The following is a 16,581-nucleotide window of genomic DNA, read 5'->3' on the forward strand; positions in this document are numbered from 1 at the left end:
GGAGGCTCCGGTGCACGTACCAGACGGTTTCTTCAACGCGGCGGTCTCCGTCGGCGCGGGCGCCTTCGCCGCCGCCGGCGTGGCGGTGTGCCTGCGCGGCGCGCGCCGCGAGCTGGACGACCGCACGGCTCCCATGGCGGGCCTGGTCGCGGCGTTCATCTTCGCCGTTCAGATGCTCAACTTCCCCGTGGCCGCGGGCACGAGCGGCCACCTGCTGGGCGGCACGCTGGCCGCCGTGCTCGTCGGGCCCTATACGGCCGTGTTGTGCGTGGCGGTGGTGCTGCTCGTCCAGGGCTTCTTCTTCGCCGACGGCGGCCTCACCGCGCTCGGCGTCAACATCTCGCTGATGGCCATCGTCACCGCCGTCGTCGGCTGGACGGTGTTCCGCCTGATCGTGCGCGCCGCGCCCCGCAACCGCGCGCTCATCCCGGTCGCGGCCTTCGTCGGCGCCGCCGTCTCGGTGCCGGTCGCGGCGATGGGCTTCACCCTGCTGTTCTGGCTCGGCGGCACCGCGCCGATCGACGTGTCGTCGGTGGCGATCGCCATGGGCGGCGTGCACGTCCTCATCGGCCTCGGCGAAGGCCTGATCACCGCGCTCACCGTGAGCAGCGTGCTGGCCGTGCGTCCCGACCTGGTGTACGGCGCCCGGGGGCTCGCCGCCAAGCTCGTGCTGCGCACCGCCGACGGCGGCACCACCGAGGTGGGGGGCGCGCCCGCTCCGGCGCCGTCCCGCGGCCTGCGGCCGCTGCTGATCGGCGGCGCCCTGGTCACCGTCCTGCTGGCCGGCGTGGCCTCCTTCTACGCCTCCAGCAGCCCCGACGGGCTGGAGAAGGTCGCAGGCGACAAGGGCCTCAACGTCAACGAGCAGGGGCACGCGCTCGGCGACGGGCCGCTGTCGGACTACGGCGTCAAGGGCGTCGAGGACGAACGGCTGTCGGTGGGCGTCGCCGGCGTCGTCGGCGTCGGCATCACCGTGGTGGCCGGCGGGGTCGTCTTCTACGCGCTGCGCCGCCGCGGCCGCCAGGCGGCGGGCGACGGCGAGCGCGACGGCGACAAGGTGCCCGCGTAATGGGCGCAGGGCACACCCACCAGCTCTACCGGCCGGGCGACACGGTCATCCACCGCCTGCCGCCCCAGTGCAAGCTTCCCGCCGTGGCGGCGTTCGCCGTGGTCGTGGTCGCCACGCCGAGAGAGGCGTTCTGGGCCTTCGGCATCTACGTCCTGCTGCTGGCGGCGGTGGCCGCGGCGGCCCGGGTGCCGGTCAGGTTCGTGCTGCGGCGCATGGTGATCGAGGTGCCGTTCGTCATCTTCGCCGTGGCACTGCCGATCATCGGGCTGGGCGAGCGCGTCGAGGTGCTCGGCCTGTCGCTCAGCGCCGAAGGGCTGTGGTCGGCCTGGAACATCCTCGCCAAGGCCACCCTGGGCGTCGTGGCGAGCATCCTGCTGGCCGCCACCACCGAGCCCCGCACAATGCTGCTCGGCGCCCAGCGCCTGCGACTGCCCCAGCTGCTCGTCCAGATCGCCATGTTCATGCTGCGCTACATGGACGTGATCCTGGACGAGATGCGCCGCATGCGCGTCGCCCGCGAGTCGCGCGGCTTCGTGGCCCGCGACGTGCGGCACCTGCCGGTCCTCGCCAAGTCGGCGGGCGCGCTGTTCATCCGCTCCTACGAGCGCGGCGAGCGGGTGCACCTGGCGATGCTGAGCAGGGGGTACACCGGTTCAATGCCCGTCATCGACGATCGGCGCGCCTCGGCCCGCAGTTGGGCGACCGCCGCGCTGCTGCCCATGGCCGCACTGGCGACGGCCGTACTCTCCTGGAGCATCTCGTGAGCATGCCGACACCTTCCCTGCACGTCAGCAAGCTCGCCTACGCCTACCCTGACGGCACCCAGGCGCTGTACGGCGTCGACCTGACCATCCAGCGGGGTGAGCGGGTGGCGCTGCTCGGCCCGAACGGCGCGGGCAAGACCACCCTGGTGATGCACCTCAACGGCATCCTGGCCGCCGGCCACGGCGAGGTCGAGGTGGCCGGCCTGCCCGTGCGCAAGGACACCCTGGGCGAGATCCGCCGCCGGGTCGGCCTGGTCTTCCAGGACCCCGACGACCAGCTGTTCATGCCCACGGTCCGCGAGGACGTCGCGTTCGGCCCGGCCAACCTGGGGCTGCGCGGGTTCGAGCTGGAGCTTCGGGTGAACGAGGCGCTGGCCCAGGTCGGGCTGCCGGACGTCGCCGACCGGCCGCCGCACCACCTGTCGTTCGGGCAGCGCCGCAGGGTCGCGGTCGCCACGGTGCTGGCCATGCAGCCCGAGATCCTGGTCCTGGACGAGCCTTCGTCCAACCTCGACCCCGCCTCGCGGCGCGAGCTGGCCGAGATCCTGCGGTCCCTGGACGTCACCGTGCTGATGGTCACCCACGACCTGCCCTACGCCCTTGAGCTGTGCGAGCGCTCGCTGATCCTGTCCGGCGGCGTCATCGCGGCCGACGGGCCGACCCGCGACATCCTCGCCGATCCCGACCTGCTGGCGGCGCATCGCCTGGAGTTGCCCTACGGCTTCGCGGTGGCCCCCCTGCCGTACTGAGCCCCGTCATCGCGTCACCCCGCTAAAGTGGGCTCCGCAAGGGAGGTTCCACATGAAGCTGCGGCTCGCGCGGCGCGCGTTCGGTGACGCCGTCGTCGTGGCGGTCGAGGGCGAGCTTGATCTGTTCACGGCGCCCTTCCTGCGCGACGAGGTGCGCGATGCCATCAAGCAAGACAGCAGCCGCCTGGTGCTCGATCTCGGCTCGCTGTCCTTCATGGACTCCAGCGGTCTGTCGGTGCTCATCGAGGCGTGGCGCCTGGCCACGGGCGAGGGCGGCGGGGTCTCGCTGGCGGCCCCGCAGGCGCCGGTGGCGCGCATCCTGCGCACGACGGGCCTCGACCGGCGCATCAAGGTCTATCCCGACGTCGACGCCGCCATCTCGGCCGAGATTTGAGCCACCCCCAGTAGAACTTCATTCGGTTGCCACGTTAAGGTCCGGGATATGGACCTGAACGGAGCAGCAGCAATCATCTCAGGCGGCGCCAGCGGCCTCGGCGAGGCCACGGCGCGCGAGCTCGCGGCGGCGGGCGCGACCGTCGTCGTCGCCGACCTGAACGCCGAGCGCGGCAAGGCGATCGCCGACGAGCTCGGCGGCGTCTTCGTCCAGACCGACGTCTCCGACGAGGCGTCGGTCCAGGCGGCGGTGGACGCCGCCGTGGCCACCGGCAAGCCCCTGCGCGCGGTGATCAACAGCGCCGGCATCGGCTGGGCGTCCCGCACCGTGGGCAGGGACGGCTCGCCGCACGACCTGGCCAGCTACCGCAAGGTGATCGACATCAACCTGATCGGCACCTTCAACCTCATGCGCATCGGCGCCGCGGCCATGGCCAGGACCGAGCCCGCCGACGCCGACGGCGCGCGCGGCGTGGTGATCAACACCGCCTCGGTCGCCGGCATCGAGGGCCAGACCGGCCAGGTGGCCTACTCGGCGTCCAAGGGCGGCATCATCGGCATGACCCTCCCGGCCGCGCGCGACCTCGCCGCGATCGGCGTGCGGGTGCTGACCATCTGCCCGGGCATCATCGACACCCCCATCTACGGGTCGGGCCCGGAGTCCGAGGCGTTCAAGGCCAAGCTGGCGGCGCCGGTGCCCTTCCCCAAGCGCATGGGCCGCGCCTCGGAGTTCGGCCACCTGGTGCGGGCCCTGGTCGAGAACGACTACATGAACGGCGAGGTCATCCGCTTCGACGGCGGCATTCGCTTCCAGCCCAAGTGAGCCCGATCGAGTCCGCGAACCGGAGGTAAGGGTGTCTGACGAGGTTCTCGTCGAGGTCGACGGCGGCATCGCCGTCATCACGATCAACAGGCCGCAGGCCAGGAACGCCATCAACGGCGCCGTCGCACGAGGTGTCGTGGCCGCCCTGGACGAGCTGGAGGAGCGCAAGGACGTCGCCGTGTACGTCCTGACCGGCGCCGGCGGCAACTTCTCCGCCGGCATGGACCTCAAGGGGTTCCTCACCGGCGACTTCCCCGCGGTCGAGGGGCGCGGCTTCGGCGGCATCACCGAGGCGCCGCCGAAGAAGCCGATCGTCGCCGCCGTGGAGGGCTACGCGCTAGCCGGGGGCTTCGAGCTGGTGCTGTCGTGCGACATCGTCATCGCCTCGGAGGAGGCGAAGTTCGGCCTGCCCGAGCCCAAGCGCGGCCTGGTGGCCGGCGCGGGAGGCGTGATGCGCCTGCCGCGCCGCATCCCGTACCACATCGCCATGGAGATCGCGCTCACCGGCGACTTCTACCCGGCCGCGCGCCTGGCCGAGCTCGGCCTGGTGAACCGGGTGACGCCCGCGGGCGGGGCGCTCGCCGCGGCCAAGGAGTTCGCCGCCAAGATCGCCGCCAACGCCCCGCTGTCGCTGCTGGCGACCAAGCGCATCCTGGTCGAGTCGGCCGACTGGCCGCTGGACGAGATGTTCTCCCGGCAGGCGGCGATCATGAACCCGGTGTTCGGGTCCAAGGACGCCATGGAGGGCGCCGCCGCGTTCGCGGAGAAGCGCGCGCCCAACTGGACGGGCGAGTGAACGCCTCCGCTCGATCGGCGGGGGAGTGAGCACCTCCGCCCGATGATCTGTGCCGGCGCCGGCCGGGGTCTGCGCCGGCGCCGGCGCCCGAAGGACGCATGTTCCGCGATACCGGAACATGCGTCTTTTTCGCATCCACCGGTAATCGCGGGTTAAACACCGTCAGCGTACGGTAAAGGGAGGACCAAAAGCGTTCCAAGTCCGCTTCGCGAGGAGAACGATGGGCGACTACGCGACCAGAGTCAGACCGCGGGGCGGCACCTCGGGCGAGATGGTGCGCAGGCGCGTCGTCGACCTGGTCACCGGGGCTCTCGGCGCCGCCATCGTCGTCGCCTTCCTCGTGGGCGTCGAGTGGGCGGTCGAGATCGCCGACTACGTCATGCCGCAGAACCTCGACCTGTACGGCATCCGCCCGCACGACGTCAACGGCCTGAGCGGCATCCTGTTCGCGCCGTTCCTGCACGCCGGGTTCGGCCACCTGATGGCGAACACCGTGCCGCTGGCCATCCTCGGCTTCCTCGCCGCGCTGCGCGGCATCGGGCGCTTCCTGCTGGCCAGCCTCATCGTCATCGTGGTGAGCGGGCTCGGGGTGTGGGTGGTCAGCCCGCCCGGGGTGACGCTGGGCGCGAGCGGCCTGGTGTTCGGCTACTTCGGATACGTGGTGACGCGGGGCCTGTTCGACCGGCACCTGCTCGACATCGCGCTCGGCATCGGCGTCGCCGTCCTGTACTACTCGCTCATCTGGGGCGTGCTGCCCGGACAGCCGGGCATCTCCTGGCAGGCCCACCTGTTCGGGCTCGTCGGCGGGGTGATCGCGGCCTGGACGCTGCGCCGCAGAAGGCGCGCCGCGGCGCTCGCGTGAATACGGCGGACCGCCCGAATGGGCGGGGGAACGGCGAAACGATCACGGCGAGGGAAAGCGTGGCGGTAAATGATCTCTAGTGGCCTGGCGGGTGCGTGTGGGAGACAATGTCGGCGTGAATAGCCTGGGATCTTTGGAGCGCGCCATCATGGAGGTGCTCTGGGATTCCACTCAACCCCTGCTCGTGCGAGAGGTGCAAGAAGCCCTCAACGCCGGCGCCGGCAAGCCGCTCGCGTACACCACCGTGCAGACCGTCGCCGAGCGGCTGGTGCGCAAGGGCCTGCTGAGCCGCACGGCCGAGCGCAAGGCGTTCCGCTACTCCGCGCGGCTCTCGCGCGACGAGCACGTCACGGCGGTCATGCTGGCCGCCCTCGCCGAGACCGACGACCGCGCGCCGGCGCTCTCGTGCTTCGCGCAGAGCGTCGACCTGGACGACGCCCTGCGCCTGCTGGAGGAGCTGGCCCGCCGCACCGGCGAGACCCCGCGCATCGCCGGTCCCGGCTGGGTGCCGCCGCCCTCGTCGTGACCTTCGAACGCGTCCGGACGACTATCGGAGACTCCTGCGCACTCCCTGCGGAGGAGTCCCGAAGTGCCCTTATGTCACCAAGGACCGCCGCGGCCGTCGCCGGCCGGCGACGGCCTCCGCGTGCGGCTAGAGCCGCTCGACGACGTAGTCGACGCAGGCCGTGAGCGCCTCGATGTCGGCCGGGTCGATGGCCGGGAACATCGCGATGCGCAGCTGGTTGCGGCCGAGCTTGCGGTAGGGCTCGGTGTCGACGATGCCGTTGGCCCGCAGCACCTTGGCGACCTCGGCGGCGTCCACCTCGGCCGCGAAGTCGATGGTGCCGACGACGCTGGACCGCTGGGCCGGGTCGGTGACGAACGGCGTGGTGTAGGCGGTCTTCTCAGCCCAGTTGTAGAGCCGGCCGGCCGAGTCGGCGGTGCGCGCGGTGGTCCAGGCGAGGCCGCCGTTGCGGTTCATCCAGTCGATCTGGTCGGCGAGCAGGAACAGCGTGGCCACGGCCGGGGTGTTGTAGGTCTGGTCCTTGACCGAGTTGTCGATCGCGGTCGGCAGGCTGAAGAACTCGGGCACGAACCGGCCGCTCGCGGCGATCTCGTCCACCCGGGCCAGGGCGCGGGGCGAGAACAGGGCGATCCACAGCCCGCCGTCGGAGGCGAAGCTCTTCTGCGGCGCGAAGTAGTACACGTCGAACTCGGCGGCGTCCACGGGCAGGCCGCCCGCTCCGGAGGTGGCGTCGACCAGCACCAGCGACTCGTCGTCGGCCACGCGCTTGATCGGCATGGCGACGCCGGTGGAGGTCTCGTTGTGGGTGAGCGCGTAGACGTCCACGCCGGCCTCGGGCGTGGCCCGCGGGTGGCTGCCCACCTCGGACTTGATCACGGTCGGCTCGGCCAGCCAGGGCGCCTTGGCGGCGACGGCCGCGAACTTCGACGAGAACTCGCCGAAGTGCAGGTGCTGGGACTTCTCCCTGATGAGCCCGAAGGCCGCGATGTCCCAGAACGCCGTCGTTCCTCCGTTGCCGAGCACCACCTCATAGCCCTCAGGGAGCGAGAACAGGTCGGTGAGGCCCTCGCGCACCCGGCGGACGAGGTTCTTCACCGGCTTCTGGCGGTGGGAGGTGCCCATCACGCTCGCGCCGGCGGAGGCCAGGGCGGCGAGCTGCTCAGGGCGTACCTTGGAAGGCCCGCAGCCGAAACGGCCGTCAGTGGGCTTCAGTTCAGCGGGAATCTCGATGTCAGCCACCTAACCAAGGGTAGTGAGCCGCCTCGGTGCTCATGTCCCCGGTCCGGATCCTGAGATGCCATCGGCGTGTCGCTGAGACGCCGCCGGCCGGCCGCGACCTTGGGCGGCGGCCGCGTCCGGGCACGCGAAAGGCCCGCAACCGGGGGCTGCGGGCCCTGTACGGGCGTTCGATCCGGGTGGCCGGTCTCGCCGGGGCGGGACCGGTCGGCGTGCGGACGGTCGTGCTTGCCGGCCGTCAGCCCGCCGCGACGACCTCGTCGGCTCCGGGGACGTCGTTGATGGAGCGCTGCGGGGGACCGACGTACTTCGCGCTTGGGCGGACCAGCCTGCCCGTGCGCTTCTGCTCCAGGATGTGCGCCGCCCACCCGGCGGTGCGGGCGCAGGTGAACATCGAGGTGAACATGTGCGGGGGAACCTCGGCGAAGTCCAGCATGATCGCGGCCCAGAACTCCACGTTCGTGGCGAGGACGCGGTCGGGCTTGCGGGCGTGCAGCTCGGCCAGGGCGGCCTTCTCCAGCGCCACCGCGACCTCGTAGCGGGGGGCGTTGAGCTCCTGCGCGGTGCGGCGCAGCACGCGGGCGCGCGGGTCCTCGGCGCGGTACACGCGGTGGCCGAAGCCCATCAGGCGCTCGCCGCTGTCGAGGGCGTTCTTGACGTAGGTCTCTGCGTCGCCGATGCGCTCGACCTCTTCGATCATGTGCAGCACGCGGGCGGGGGCCCCGCCGTGCAGCGGGCCGGACATGGCGCCCACCGCGCCCGACAGGGCGGCGGCGACGTCCGCGCCGGTGGAGGCGATGACGCGGGCGGTGAAGGTCGAGGCGTTCATGCCGTGCTCGGCGGCGGAGGTCCAGTACGCGTCGATGGCCTTGACGTGCTTGGGGTCGGGCTCACCGCGCCAGCGGATCATGAAGCGTTCGACGATCGTTTCGGCCTCGTCGACGCGCGACTGCGGGACCATCGGCAGGCCCAGGCCGCGGGCCGACTGGGCGACGAACGACAGCGCGGTGACCGAGGCGCGTGCGAGATCGTCGCGGGCCTGGTCTTCGTCGATGTCGAGCAGCTGGCGGAAGCCGTAGGCCGGGGCCAGCATGGCGAGCGCGCTCTGGACGTCGACGCGGATGTCGCCGGAGTGGACGGGGATGGGGTAAGGCTCGGCCGGGGGAAGGCCCGGCTTGAACTTGTTGTCGACCAGCAGGCCCCACACGTGACCGTAGGAGACGCGGCCGACCAGCTCTTCGATGTCGACGCCCCGGTAACGCAGGGCGCCCCCTTCTTTGTCCGGTTCCGCGATCTCGGTCTCGAACGCTACTACGCCTTCGAGCCCGGGTTTGAAGTCGGACATTCTCGGCCGCCTCCCTTTCTTGAAGTCAAAGCCTTGATGTCGAGATACCGGCGGGTCATATTCAACCCCCTCGGCCTGGGTGCTCTGCCGCAGGGCCCGCCGAAACGCGATCCGCCCTGGTGGGGGGTGCCGCTTCGGGGATGGGGCCGGACGCGGAAGAATACCGGTCTGTGGATGCCGCATCGAGCCCGCCGCCGCCGTTCGCGGCGCTTCGCCGCACATACGAGGGCCTGCCCCTGACGGAGGACGCCCTCGCCGCCGACCCGGTGACACAGTTCGCGTCGTGGTTCGCCGACGCCGTGGACGCGGGCTTTCCCGAGCCGAACGCCATGGTTCTCGCCACCTCCTCCGCCGGAGGCCGCCCGACCGCGCGGACCGTGCTTCTCAAGGGGTACGGCCAGGAAGGCTTCGTCTTCTACACCAACTATGAGTCGCGCAAGGGCCGCGACCTGGCGGAGAACCCCCGCGCGTCCCTGGTGTTCCCCTGGCACCCCATGCGCCGTCAGGTGCGCGTGGAGGGCGCCGTGGTGCGCCTGTCGCGAGAGGATTCCGCCGCCTACTTCCATTCTCGCCCGTACGGTTCGCGAATCGGGGCCTGGGCCTCCCGGCAGTCCGCGGTCGTCCGTTCGCGGGAGGAGCTGGACGACCGTTACCGCGAGCTCGCCGAGCGCTGGCCCGAGGAGCCGCCCATGCCCGACTTCTGGGGCGGGTTCCGGGTGGTCCCCGCGGAGGTCGAGTTCTGGCAGGGGCAGATCGACCGCATGCACGACCGGCTGCGCTACCGCCGTGCGGGGGACGCCTGGGTGGTCGAGCGCCTGGCCCCCTGAGGCGGCGCGACCCGGGCGCCGGCCCGTCCGGAGTCGCCGGGCGCCGGCCCGTCCGGGGTCCCCCGGGGCTCGTGTGGCCTCGCACGCTGGGTAAAGTGTCCGGAGATTTCTCAAATGTCCGGGTCGGCGAGGTGGGGTGGCGGTCATTCTTCGGTCGGCGCTGAGACGTGTCGCCGTCGACACCCGGCCGCTGCGCGTCCTCGCCTACCGCCGGCTGCTGGTCGGGCAGGGCGTCTCGTTCATCGGCTTCCAGCTCACCTCCGTGGCGGTGAGCGCCCAGGTCTACGAGATCACCCGCTCGTCCCTGTGGGTCGGCCTGCTCGGGCCGGCCAACCTCATCCCGCTCGTCGTCTTCGGCCTGTGGGGCGGCGCCGTCGCCGACGCGGTCGACCGGCGCAGGCTGCTGCTCATGGGCTCGGTGGTCGCGTGGCTGGCGACGATGGCCCTGCTGGTGCACGCCTGGACGGGGCTGGGCAACGTCTACCTGATCCTCGCCGTGGTCGCCGTCCAGTCGACCGGGTTCGCGGTCACCTCGCCCACGCGCGGCGCGATCATCCCGAGGCTGCTGCCCAAGGAAGACGTCGCCGCGGCCAACACGCTGAACTTCCTGGTCAGCAGCGTCGGGACGGTGCTCGGGCCGCTGCTGGCCGGCGTCATCCTGGCCAGGTCCGGTTACACCGCGGCCTACCTCATCGACGCCGTCCTGTTCGGCGCGAGCTTCTACGCCGCCGTCCGGCTGCCGCGCCTGGCGCCCGTCGGCGAGGTGTCCCGGCCGGGCCTGCGGTCGGTCGTGGACGGGCTCCGGTACATCGCCACCCAGCCGATCGTGATGATGTCGTTCGTCGTCGACATCATCGCCATGGCTTTCGCGCTGCCCCGCGCGCTGTACCCCGAGCTGACGGCCGAGCGCTTCGCCGGGTCGCCGGTCGCCTTCGGCTGGCTGTCGGCCAGCCTGGCCATCGGCGCCGTCGCCGCCGGGCTGTTCTCCGGCTGGGTCGGCCGGGTACGGCGCCAGGGTCTCGCGCTGACGTCCGCGATCGCACTGTGGGGGCTGACCGTCGCCGCGGCGGCCTTCGCGCAGCCTCTGTGGCTGATCGTCGCGCTGCTCGCCGTCGGCGGCGCCATCGACCTGGTCTCGTCGGTCTGGCGGCAGACGATCCTGCAGACCTACGCCCCCGACGAGATGCGCGGCCGCATGCAGGGTGTGTTCATGGTCGTCGTCGCCGGCGGCCCCCGGCTCGGCGACCTGCGGGCCGGCGCGACGGCGGGGGCCTTCGGGCTGGTGCCCGCGTGGGCGGGCGGCGGGTTGCTCTGCGCCGCCATCGTGCTGATCGCGGGGCTTGCCGTGCCCGCCTTCCGCCATTACGACGCGGTGCGCGACGGCCTGGCGCGGCGCTGAGACCCCCGGGGACCCTGTCCCGCGAGATCAGGTTCTGTGGGTTCAGGCGACGCCGGTGGCGAAGGATGCCATCCTAGAGAAGGAGTCACATGCTTCCGCTGCCGCGGTCGTCGTTCCCCGTCTCGCGTCGTTGTGTCGGTAGGTCTGCGTAAGCTCTGTCCGGGCATCCGTCCGTGCCCCGGGGCAGAGTTCCCTCAGCCTGTTCACACGCGGCTGTGGCCTCCGGGAGCCGGACGTAGCATCGTTACTTGGAGGGGAGGCACCTTGACCGCACACGGCCTGATCGACACCACTGAGATGTACCTCCGCACGATCTTCGAACTGGAGGAAGAGGGGATCACTCCTCTGCGCGCCCGCATCGCCGAGCGGCTGCAGCAGAGCGGTCCCACGGTCAGCCAGACGGTGGCCCGCATGGAACGCGACGGCCTGGTCCGCGTCGAGGGCGACCGCCACCTGACCATGACCGACCTCGGGCGCACCCTGGCCACCCGGGTGATGCGCAAGCACCGCCTGGCCGAGTGCCTGCTCACCCAGGTCATCGGCCTTCCCTGGGAAGAGGTGCACGTCGAGGCCTGCCGCTGGGAGCACGTCATGTCCGAGTCGGTGGAGTCCCGCCTGGTCACCCTGCTCGACAACCCGGTGGTCTGCCCGCACGGCAATCCCATCCCCGGTCTGGACGAACTGGGCGTCAAAGAGTCCGACTCGTCCGCTGATGATGTGATCTCGGCCATGGTGGATCTCGCCGGACCCAGAGGCATACCCGTAGTCGTGCGGCGAATTAGCGAACAAGTGCAAAGTGATCCTGCTGTGATGCTTAAACTCAAGCAAGTTGGGATACAACCCGGACGCGAGGTGACGCTCGCGGCGAGCGACGACGGTGTACGGGTGACAGGTGACGATGAAGCGCTCAACACGCCCGCGGAGTTCCCGCGTGATGTCGCCGCGCACGTCTTCGTCTCCCGACGCTGACCGATCAGAGCGTGTTCGGTTGCATCCCAACGGGGGGTCTCCCTTTCCCTTGTCCCTCAGCCCCGCCTTCCCCAAGCCCGCCGGCGGTCGTGGTCCGACCGCCGAGGCTGCCGCAGGAGCGCACGTGGTCGCCTTTGCCCATGCCCCTCTCCGAGGGGCGGCCGCCGTATGAAGCGATGGGGGGACCTTTCGCAGGACGCGGCCGATCATCTGACGCCTGATTCGGTCCTCGACCACGCCGAGATGGCGGTGGTCGTCACCGACCGTTTCAGCAACGTGCTCTACTGGAACCCGTTCGCCGAGCGGCTGTTCGGCAGCCCCGAACGGCCCGCGGGCGGCGACCAGACCGTCCTGTCCCTGGGCATCATGGAGAAGGACCACCCCCTGGCCGTCGAACTGGCCAAGCACGTCCTCAAGGGCGGCGTCTGGGAGGGCACCTTCGACGTGGTGCGCGGCGACGGCACCATCATCTACGTCCGCGCGCAGGCCGTCCCCCTGCGGCACCCCTCCGGCTCGGTCACCGGCATCGTCATCACCGCCCGCGAGGCGATGCGCAGCAACGAGCGCGAGAAAGACCGCTTCGGGCTCCTCGAACGCATCGGCGAGCGCCTCGCCGGCTCCCTGTACGTCGAAGAGACGCTCAACCGCGTCGCCGAGATGCTGGTGCCGCAGTTCGCCGATCACTGCTTCATCGAGCTGTCCGAGGGCGACCGGCTGGTCCGCAAGGTCTCGACCCACGTCAAGGGCTGGACGCCTCCGCCGGGCACCTGGCGCCCCGTCGGGTCCGAGATCCGCTACCCCGCCGGCCACTACGCCGAGATCGCGCTGCGCCGGCAAGAGACGATCATCGTCGAGGACTTCGCGACGATGAGCTACCCCTCGCCCAGCGAAGAGTCCAGCAGGCTCTGCGGCGAGATCGGCATGACCTCGGCCATCGTGGCGCCGCTGTGCGCGCGCGGCGAGACGCTCGGCCTGATGTACCTCGGCATGTCCAACCTCACCGACCGGCGCTCACCGCACTACGACGCCTTCGACCGCGACTTCGTCGGCGCCATCGCCACCCGGGTCGCCATAGCCGTCGACAACGCGCTGCTGTTCGAAGAAGAGCGGCACACCGCCGAGTCGTTCCAGAAATACCTGCTGCCGCGCGAGCTTCCGCAGCTCGACGGCCTTGAGATCGCGGTTCGCTACACTCCCGCCGCCCCGCTCGCCTCGCACGGCCAGGGCATCCAGACCCAGGTGGGCGGCGACTGGTACGACGTGATCCCGCTGTCCGCGGGCCGCGTCGGCATCGTGATCGGCGACGTCGAGGGCCGCGGGGCCAAGGCGGCGGCGGTCATGGGGCAGCTTCGCGCCGCGCTGCGGGCGTTCGCCCAGGACGACAAGTCCCCGGCCGACATCCTGGCCCGGCTCAACGAGTGGACGCGCATCATCGCCGCGCCCGAACGCGACGACTACGGCACCGACGTCAGCACCCCGCCGATCGTCACCTGCCAGTACCTGGTGTACGACGCCTGGTCGCGCCAGCTCTCGTTCGCCAACGCCGGGCACTCCCCGCCGCTGCTGATCGTCGACGGCGTGGTCACCGAGCTCGACATCCTGGAGGTCGGCCAGCCGCTCGGCGTCAACGCCAAGGGCATGCACGCCGACCTGGTGTACAAGGAGGAGACCCGGGTGCTGCCGCCCGGCGCCGCCCTCCTGCTCTACACCGACGGCCTGGTCGACCGCCGCCCGGTGCGCGAGTCCGGTGAGGCGCCGCTGAGCGACGACGAGATGCTGCGCATCCTGTGCGAGGAGGTCGCCAAGGCCTCGGCCGAGTCGGTCGAGCGCATCGCCGACGCCGCCACGGTCGCGGTCCCCGGCGAGATCGACGACGACATGGCCATCCTGGTGATCCGCTCCGCGGGCAAGGAGCTCAAGTTCGAAGAACGCACCTTCCCCGCCCAGCCGATCATGGTGGGCGAGGCCCGGCGCATGGCGTCGGAGGCGTTCGCCAACTGGGGCGTCCCCGAGGAACGCGTCGAACTGGCCTGCCTGCTCGTCTCCGAGGTCGTCACCAACGTGGTGCTGCACGCCGCGAGCGCCAGCGTCCCGCGCAGAGAGCTGGTCCTCGACGGCCCGCCGCTGCCGTTCGACGAGTCCTGGGACGTCCCCGGCCTCGACAACGAGATCGTCAACGAGAAGGAGTTCACCCTCCGGCTGCGCCGGGGCGAGGAGTCCATCTGGGTCGAGGTCTTCGACCAAGATCTGCGCCTGCCTCGCATCCGCAGCGCCGGCGAGAACGACGAGGGCGGCCGCGGCCTCTACCTCGTCGACCAGCTCGCCCGCCGCTGGGGCTCCCGCCCCACCAAGGAGGGCAAGGCCGTCTGGTTCGAAATCCCCACCAAGGGCCGCTGACCCGCAACAGCGACTCCTTCCTGTCTGCTGGGTACTGCCCGGCTTGCCGGCGGTGCTTCCGGTCCGCTCAGCCGGGTCGGGGGGTCTTTCCGGCGCCGAAGCGGTGGGAGGGTGGTCGGCGAATCCGGCGCCGTTGTACGGCGATCAATGGACCTCGTGATCGTGAAACGTCCTGCCGAAGCGCGGAGTGACGGCGTGGCGGGCGGCAGGGGCGCGCAGGCGAAGATCAGGTCATGCCTTGATGCCGTGAGGGAAGAGTGCCGCTGACGGCGGCGTGATCGCGACTAGAGTGAGTCCGGGCCTTCTCCGTGGGGCACTGCCACCCGTTTGTGTGGTCGGCGCTGTGCGGGTGGGGGGCAGGCGGGGCGAGCCCTTGTGGGCGGGTCATGTCGGACGATCTCGGGTGGCGGTGGTGATGGAGAACGGTGGGCTGATCCTGCTGATCTTCCTGGCGTTCCTGTTCGCCTGGGGGCTGAACCGCATGCGGAAGATGTTCAGGCTGGGCCCGGTGGCGTACGCCGGGGTGATGATCACCTTCGTCATCGTGGTCCTCGCCCTCTACACCCAGACCCAGGGCTGATCACAGCGGGAGCCGTCCCGTAGTAGCCGCCCGGAGCCGGTGCTCAGTGGGAGCTGCCGTCCAGGAGGACCTGGGCGACCAGTTCCGGGTTGTCGCTCATCGGTACATGACCGCAGCCGCGTAGCAGCTTCACCCGCTGTTCCGACCACTTGGCGGCTCGTACGGCCTGGCGCGGCGGCAGCAGCCGGTCGTGCTCGCCCCACGCGATCGTGATCGGTGCCTTCGGCCGGCCCGGCGGGACCACCGCGCGGAACGAACGCAGCGTCTCGTCGAAGCCGGCCGCGTCGCGTAACGCCTGGCCGCCCGCTATCACGGCCTCCGGAGCCATGCGGGAAGGCCGGGCGACGATGACGCCGACCGACATCGCCCGTCCCGCACGCGACGTGGCCAGGGCGGACAGGCGGTCAGGGGGAAGCGAACGGCAGAGCCCGCGCAGGCCGAGCAGCAGGGCCCGGGCACGCAGAGCCTCCGAGCCGGCCCAGAACCCCGCCGGGGACAGCGCCGTCGCCGACCGTACGACGCCGCGCGCGGCCAGGGTGAGCGCCACGTAACCGCCGAGGGAGTTGCCGGCCACGTGCGGCCTCGTGACGCCGATGCGGGCGCAGAAGGCCTCCACCGCGTCGGCCAGCGTTTCGGGGTTGTACGGGATGCGTGCCGGCAGCGGGGGCGAGGCCCCGAACCCCGGGAAGTCGACCGCGATCACGTCCCGCGACGGGGCGAGCAGGTCGATGACCGGTTCCCAGGCCTGCCAGTGGTGTCCTATGCCGTGCAGCAGCACCAGCGGCGGGCCGCTGCCGCGCCGCTCGAAGATCAGGTCCACGTCCCCGAGTCAAGCACTCACGCGCTCGCCTGTCACCGGGCAGGTGTCAGGCGAGCGCGTGGATTGTCCGGGTTCCGGTGTGGCGGGTCGCGCCGCACCGGAGGGCCGTTCCCGCCGGGTGGCGTGTCACCCGAGGGTGCTCGTCACCTGGCGGTCTTCGTCACCGGGGTGTTCGTCACCGCGCGGTTTCGTCACGAGGGTGTTCGTCCGGCGGGACGAGGGTCAGCGGGTCCACTTCTGGTTGTTGCCGCCGTGGCAGGAGTAGAGCTGGAGCTGGGTGCCGTTGCCGGTGCCCTGGCCCACGGCGTCCAGGCACAGCCCGGACTGCACGCCGGTGATGGAGCCGTCGGAGTTCAGGCGCCACTGCTGGTTGGCGCCGCCCCAGCAGGAGTAGATCTGGATCTTGGCGCCGTTGCCGCTGCCGGCGGCGTCCAGGCACTTGTTGCCGTAGACCCTGAGCTCACCGGACGAGGTGGAGGACCAGCTCTGGTTGCTCTGCCCGTTGCAGTCGTACAGCTGGACGGCGGTGCCGTCGTTGGTGGAGGCATTGGGCACGTCCACACAGCGGCCCGAGGCCACGCCCTTGATCTGCCCGTTACCGCCGTTACCGGGGTCGGTGGGAGTGGGGGTCGGCGTGGGGTTGGGGCCGGTGGGAGTCGGCGTGGGGGTGGGGTTGGGAGTGGCGTTGTTCAGCGCGTTGAGGACGGAGTTGTAGGCGGACTTCTTGTTGCCGTTGCCGTCGAACAGCAGCGCGCTGGCGCCGGAGCCGAGCCAGGAGTCGGTGTCGCGCACGCCCCACACGGTGATGCCGACGCAGCGGGCCACCGCCAGGCAGTCGTTGGTCACCGCCTGGTACGTGTTGGCCGACCCACCTTCGATGTCCAGCTCGGTGATGGCCACTTCAACGCCCAGGGCGGCGAAGCTGGAGATCGTGGTGCGGTAGTTGGAGTTGTAGGGGCTGTTGCCGTTGAAGTGGCTCTGCAGGCCGACGCAGTCGATCGGGACGCCGCGCTGCTTGAAGTCGCG

The 16,581-nt window shown here is 71.0% G+C and carries 17 protein-coding genes; 13 read left to right on the forward strand and 4 right to left on the reverse strand.

The window, feature by feature from the left end:
* The first annotated feature begins 10 nt into the window (after positions 1–10).
* The 8 genes from ACZ6QO_RS32235 (at position 11) to ACZ6QO_RS32270 (ending at position 5,982) form a co-directional block, all read left to right on the forward strand.
* Positions 11–1,069, forward strand: coding sequence for an energy-coupling factor ABC transporter permease (locus ACZ6QO_RS32235; RefSeq protein ID WP_465856283.1), 1,059 nt, complete (start codon positions 11–13; stop codon positions 1,067–1,069).
* Positions 1,069–1,833, forward strand: a complete 765-nt coding sequence (gene cbiQ, locus ACZ6QO_RS32240) for a cobalt ECF transporter T component CbiQ (RefSeq protein WP_465856285.1) — start codon at positions 1,069–1,071, stop codon at positions 1,831–1,833. The genes ACZ6QO_RS32235 and cbiQ overlap by 1 nt, the downstream gene beginning before the upstream one ends.
* A gap of 2 nt (positions 1,834–1,835) precedes the next feature.
* Entirely contained in the window at positions 1,836–2,582 is a 747-nt protein-coding gene (locus ACZ6QO_RS32245; protein WP_465856317.1) for an energy-coupling factor ABC transporter ATP-binding protein, read from the forward strand.
* A 52-nt stretch (positions 2,583–2,634) separates the two neighbouring features.
* Positions 2,635–2,976 carry an anti-sigma factor antagonist gene (locus ACZ6QO_RS32250; RefSeq protein WP_465856287.1) on the forward strand — a complete coding sequence of 114 codons (342 nt, stop codon included), beginning with the start codon at positions 2,635–2,637 and terminating at the stop codon, positions 2,974–2,976.
* A gap of 48 nt (positions 2,977–3,024) precedes the next feature.
* Complete coding sequence (locus ACZ6QO_RS32255) at positions 3,025–3,798, forward strand: SDR family NAD(P)-dependent oxidoreductase (protein WP_465856289.1); 774 nt, start codon at positions 3,025–3,027, stop codon at positions 3,796–3,798.
* A gap of 31 nt (positions 3,799–3,829) precedes the next feature.
* Positions 3,830–4,594, forward strand: coding sequence for a crotonase/enoyl-CoA hydratase family protein (locus ACZ6QO_RS32260; RefSeq protein ID WP_465856291.1), 765 nt, complete (start codon positions 3,830–3,832; stop codon positions 4,592–4,594).
* A 220-nt stretch (positions 4,595–4,814) separates the two neighbouring features.
* Positions 4,815–5,456 carry a rhomboid family intramembrane serine protease gene (locus ACZ6QO_RS32265; protein WP_465856293.1) on the forward strand — a complete coding sequence of 214 codons (642 nt, stop codon included), beginning with the start codon at positions 4,815–4,817 and terminating at the stop codon, positions 5,454–5,456.
* A gap of 115 nt (positions 5,457–5,571) precedes the next feature.
* Positions 5,572–5,982, forward strand: a complete 411-nt coding sequence (locus tag ACZ6QO_RS32270) for a BlaI/MecI/CopY family transcriptional regulator (protein ID WP_465856295.1) — start codon at positions 5,572–5,574, stop codon at positions 5,980–5,982.
* Positions 5,983–6,108: 126 nt separating this feature from the next.
* On the opposite strand, the gene serC is transcribed toward ACZ6QO_RS32270, so the two are convergent.
* Both serC and ACZ6QO_RS32280 read right to left on the reverse strand, forming a co-directional pair.
* On the reverse strand, positions 6,109–7,221 hold the full coding sequence (serC, locus tag ACZ6QO_RS32275; RefSeq protein WP_465856297.1) for a phosphoserine transaminase: 1,113 nt from the start codon (positions 7,219–7,221) through the stop codon (positions 6,109–6,111).
* Between the two features lie 235 nt (positions 7,222–7,456).
* Positions 7,457–8,563: a citrate synthase 2 gene (locus tag ACZ6QO_RS32280; RefSeq protein ID WP_465856299.1), complete on the reverse strand. Its 1,107-nt coding sequence runs from the start codon at positions 8,561–8,563 to the stop codon at positions 7,457–7,459.
* Positions 8,564–8,703: 140 nt separating this feature from the next.
* On the opposite strand from ACZ6QO_RS32280, the gene pdxH reads away from it, so the two are divergent.
* The 5 genes from pdxH to ACZ6QO_RS32305 all read left to right on the forward strand — a co-directional run bounded on the left by pdxH (position 8,704) and on the right by ACZ6QO_RS32305 (position 14,735).
* A complete protein-coding gene (gene pdxH, locus ACZ6QO_RS32285; RefSeq protein ID WP_465856301.1) occupies positions 8,704–9,390 on the forward strand; it encodes a pyridoxamine 5'-phosphate oxidase in 687 nt (228 codons plus the stop codon).
* A 136-nt stretch (positions 9,391–9,526) separates the two neighbouring features.
* Complete coding sequence (locus ACZ6QO_RS32290; RefSeq protein WP_465856303.1) at positions 9,527–10,789, forward strand: MFS transporter; 1,263 nt, start codon at positions 9,527–9,529, stop codon at positions 10,787–10,789.
* A 264-nt stretch (positions 10,790–11,053) separates the two neighbouring features.
* Positions 11,054–11,758 carry a metal-dependent transcriptional regulator gene (locus ACZ6QO_RS32295; RefSeq protein ID WP_465856304.1) on the forward strand — a complete coding sequence of 235 codons (705 nt, stop codon included), beginning with the start codon at positions 11,054–11,056 and terminating at the stop codon, positions 11,756–11,758.
* A gap of 168 nt (positions 11,759–11,926) precedes the next feature.
* Complete coding sequence (locus ACZ6QO_RS32300) at positions 11,927–14,155, forward strand: ATP-binding SpoIIE family protein phosphatase (RefSeq protein WP_465856306.1); 2,229 nt, start codon at positions 11,927–11,929, stop codon at positions 14,153–14,155.
* 412 nt (positions 14,156–14,567) lie between these two features.
* On the forward strand, positions 14,568–14,735 hold the full coding sequence (locus ACZ6QO_RS32305; RefSeq protein WP_465856319.1) for a hypothetical protein: 168 nt from the start codon (positions 14,568–14,570) through the stop codon (positions 14,733–14,735).
* A 43-nt stretch (positions 14,736–14,778) separates the two neighbouring features.
* Here the strand turns inward: ACZ6QO_RS32305 and ACZ6QO_RS32310 are convergent, their stop codons facing one another.
* The gene (locus tag ACZ6QO_RS32310) at positions 14,779–15,555 is read right to left on the reverse strand and encodes an alpha/beta fold hydrolase (RefSeq protein WP_465856308.1); all 777 of its coding nucleotides are present in this window, start codon (positions 15,553–15,555) and stop codon (positions 14,779–14,781) included.
* A gap of 222 nt (positions 15,556–15,777) precedes the next feature.
* A partial coding sequence (locus ACZ6QO_RS32315; protein WP_465856310.1) for an endo-1,4-beta-xylanase occupies positions 15,778–16,581 on the reverse strand: 804 nt, incomplete at its 5' end.

The sequence above is a fragment of the Sphaerisporangium sp. NPDC049457 genome (assembly GCF_055586705.1).

Bases quoted from the DNA above. Each gene is read 5' to 3' on its own strand.
- cbiQ (WP_465856285.1), top strand. From the start codon at position 1,069: ATGGGCGCAGGGCACACCCACCAGCTCTACCGGCCGGGCGACACGGTC.
- ACZ6QO_RS32245 (WP_465856317.1), top strand. From the start codon at position 1,836: ATGCCGACACCTTCCCTGCACGTCAGCAAGCTCGCCTACGCCTACCCT.
- ACZ6QO_RS32250 (WP_465856287.1), top strand. From the start codon at position 2,635: ATGAAGCTGCGGCTCGCGCGGCGCGCGTTCGGTGACGCCGTCGTCGTG.
- ACZ6QO_RS32255 (WP_465856289.1), top strand. From the start codon at position 3,025: ATGGACCTGAACGGAGCAGCAGCAATCATCTCAGGCGGCGCCAGCGGC.
- ACZ6QO_RS32265 (WP_465856293.1), top strand. From the start codon at position 4,815: ATGGGCGACTACGCGACCAGAGTCAGACCGCGGGGCGGCACCTCGGGC.
- ACZ6QO_RS32280 (WP_465856299.1), bottom strand. From the start codon at position 8,563: ATGTCCGACTTCAAACCCGGGCTCGAAGGCGTAGTAGCGTTCGAGACC.
- pdxH (WP_465856301.1), top strand. From the start codon at position 8,704: ATGGGGCCGGACGCGGAAGAATACCGGTCTGTGGATGCCGCATCGAGC.
- ACZ6QO_RS32300 (WP_465856306.1), top strand. From the start codon at position 11,927: ATGAAGCGATGGGGGGACCTTTCGCAGGACGCGGCCGATCATCTGACG.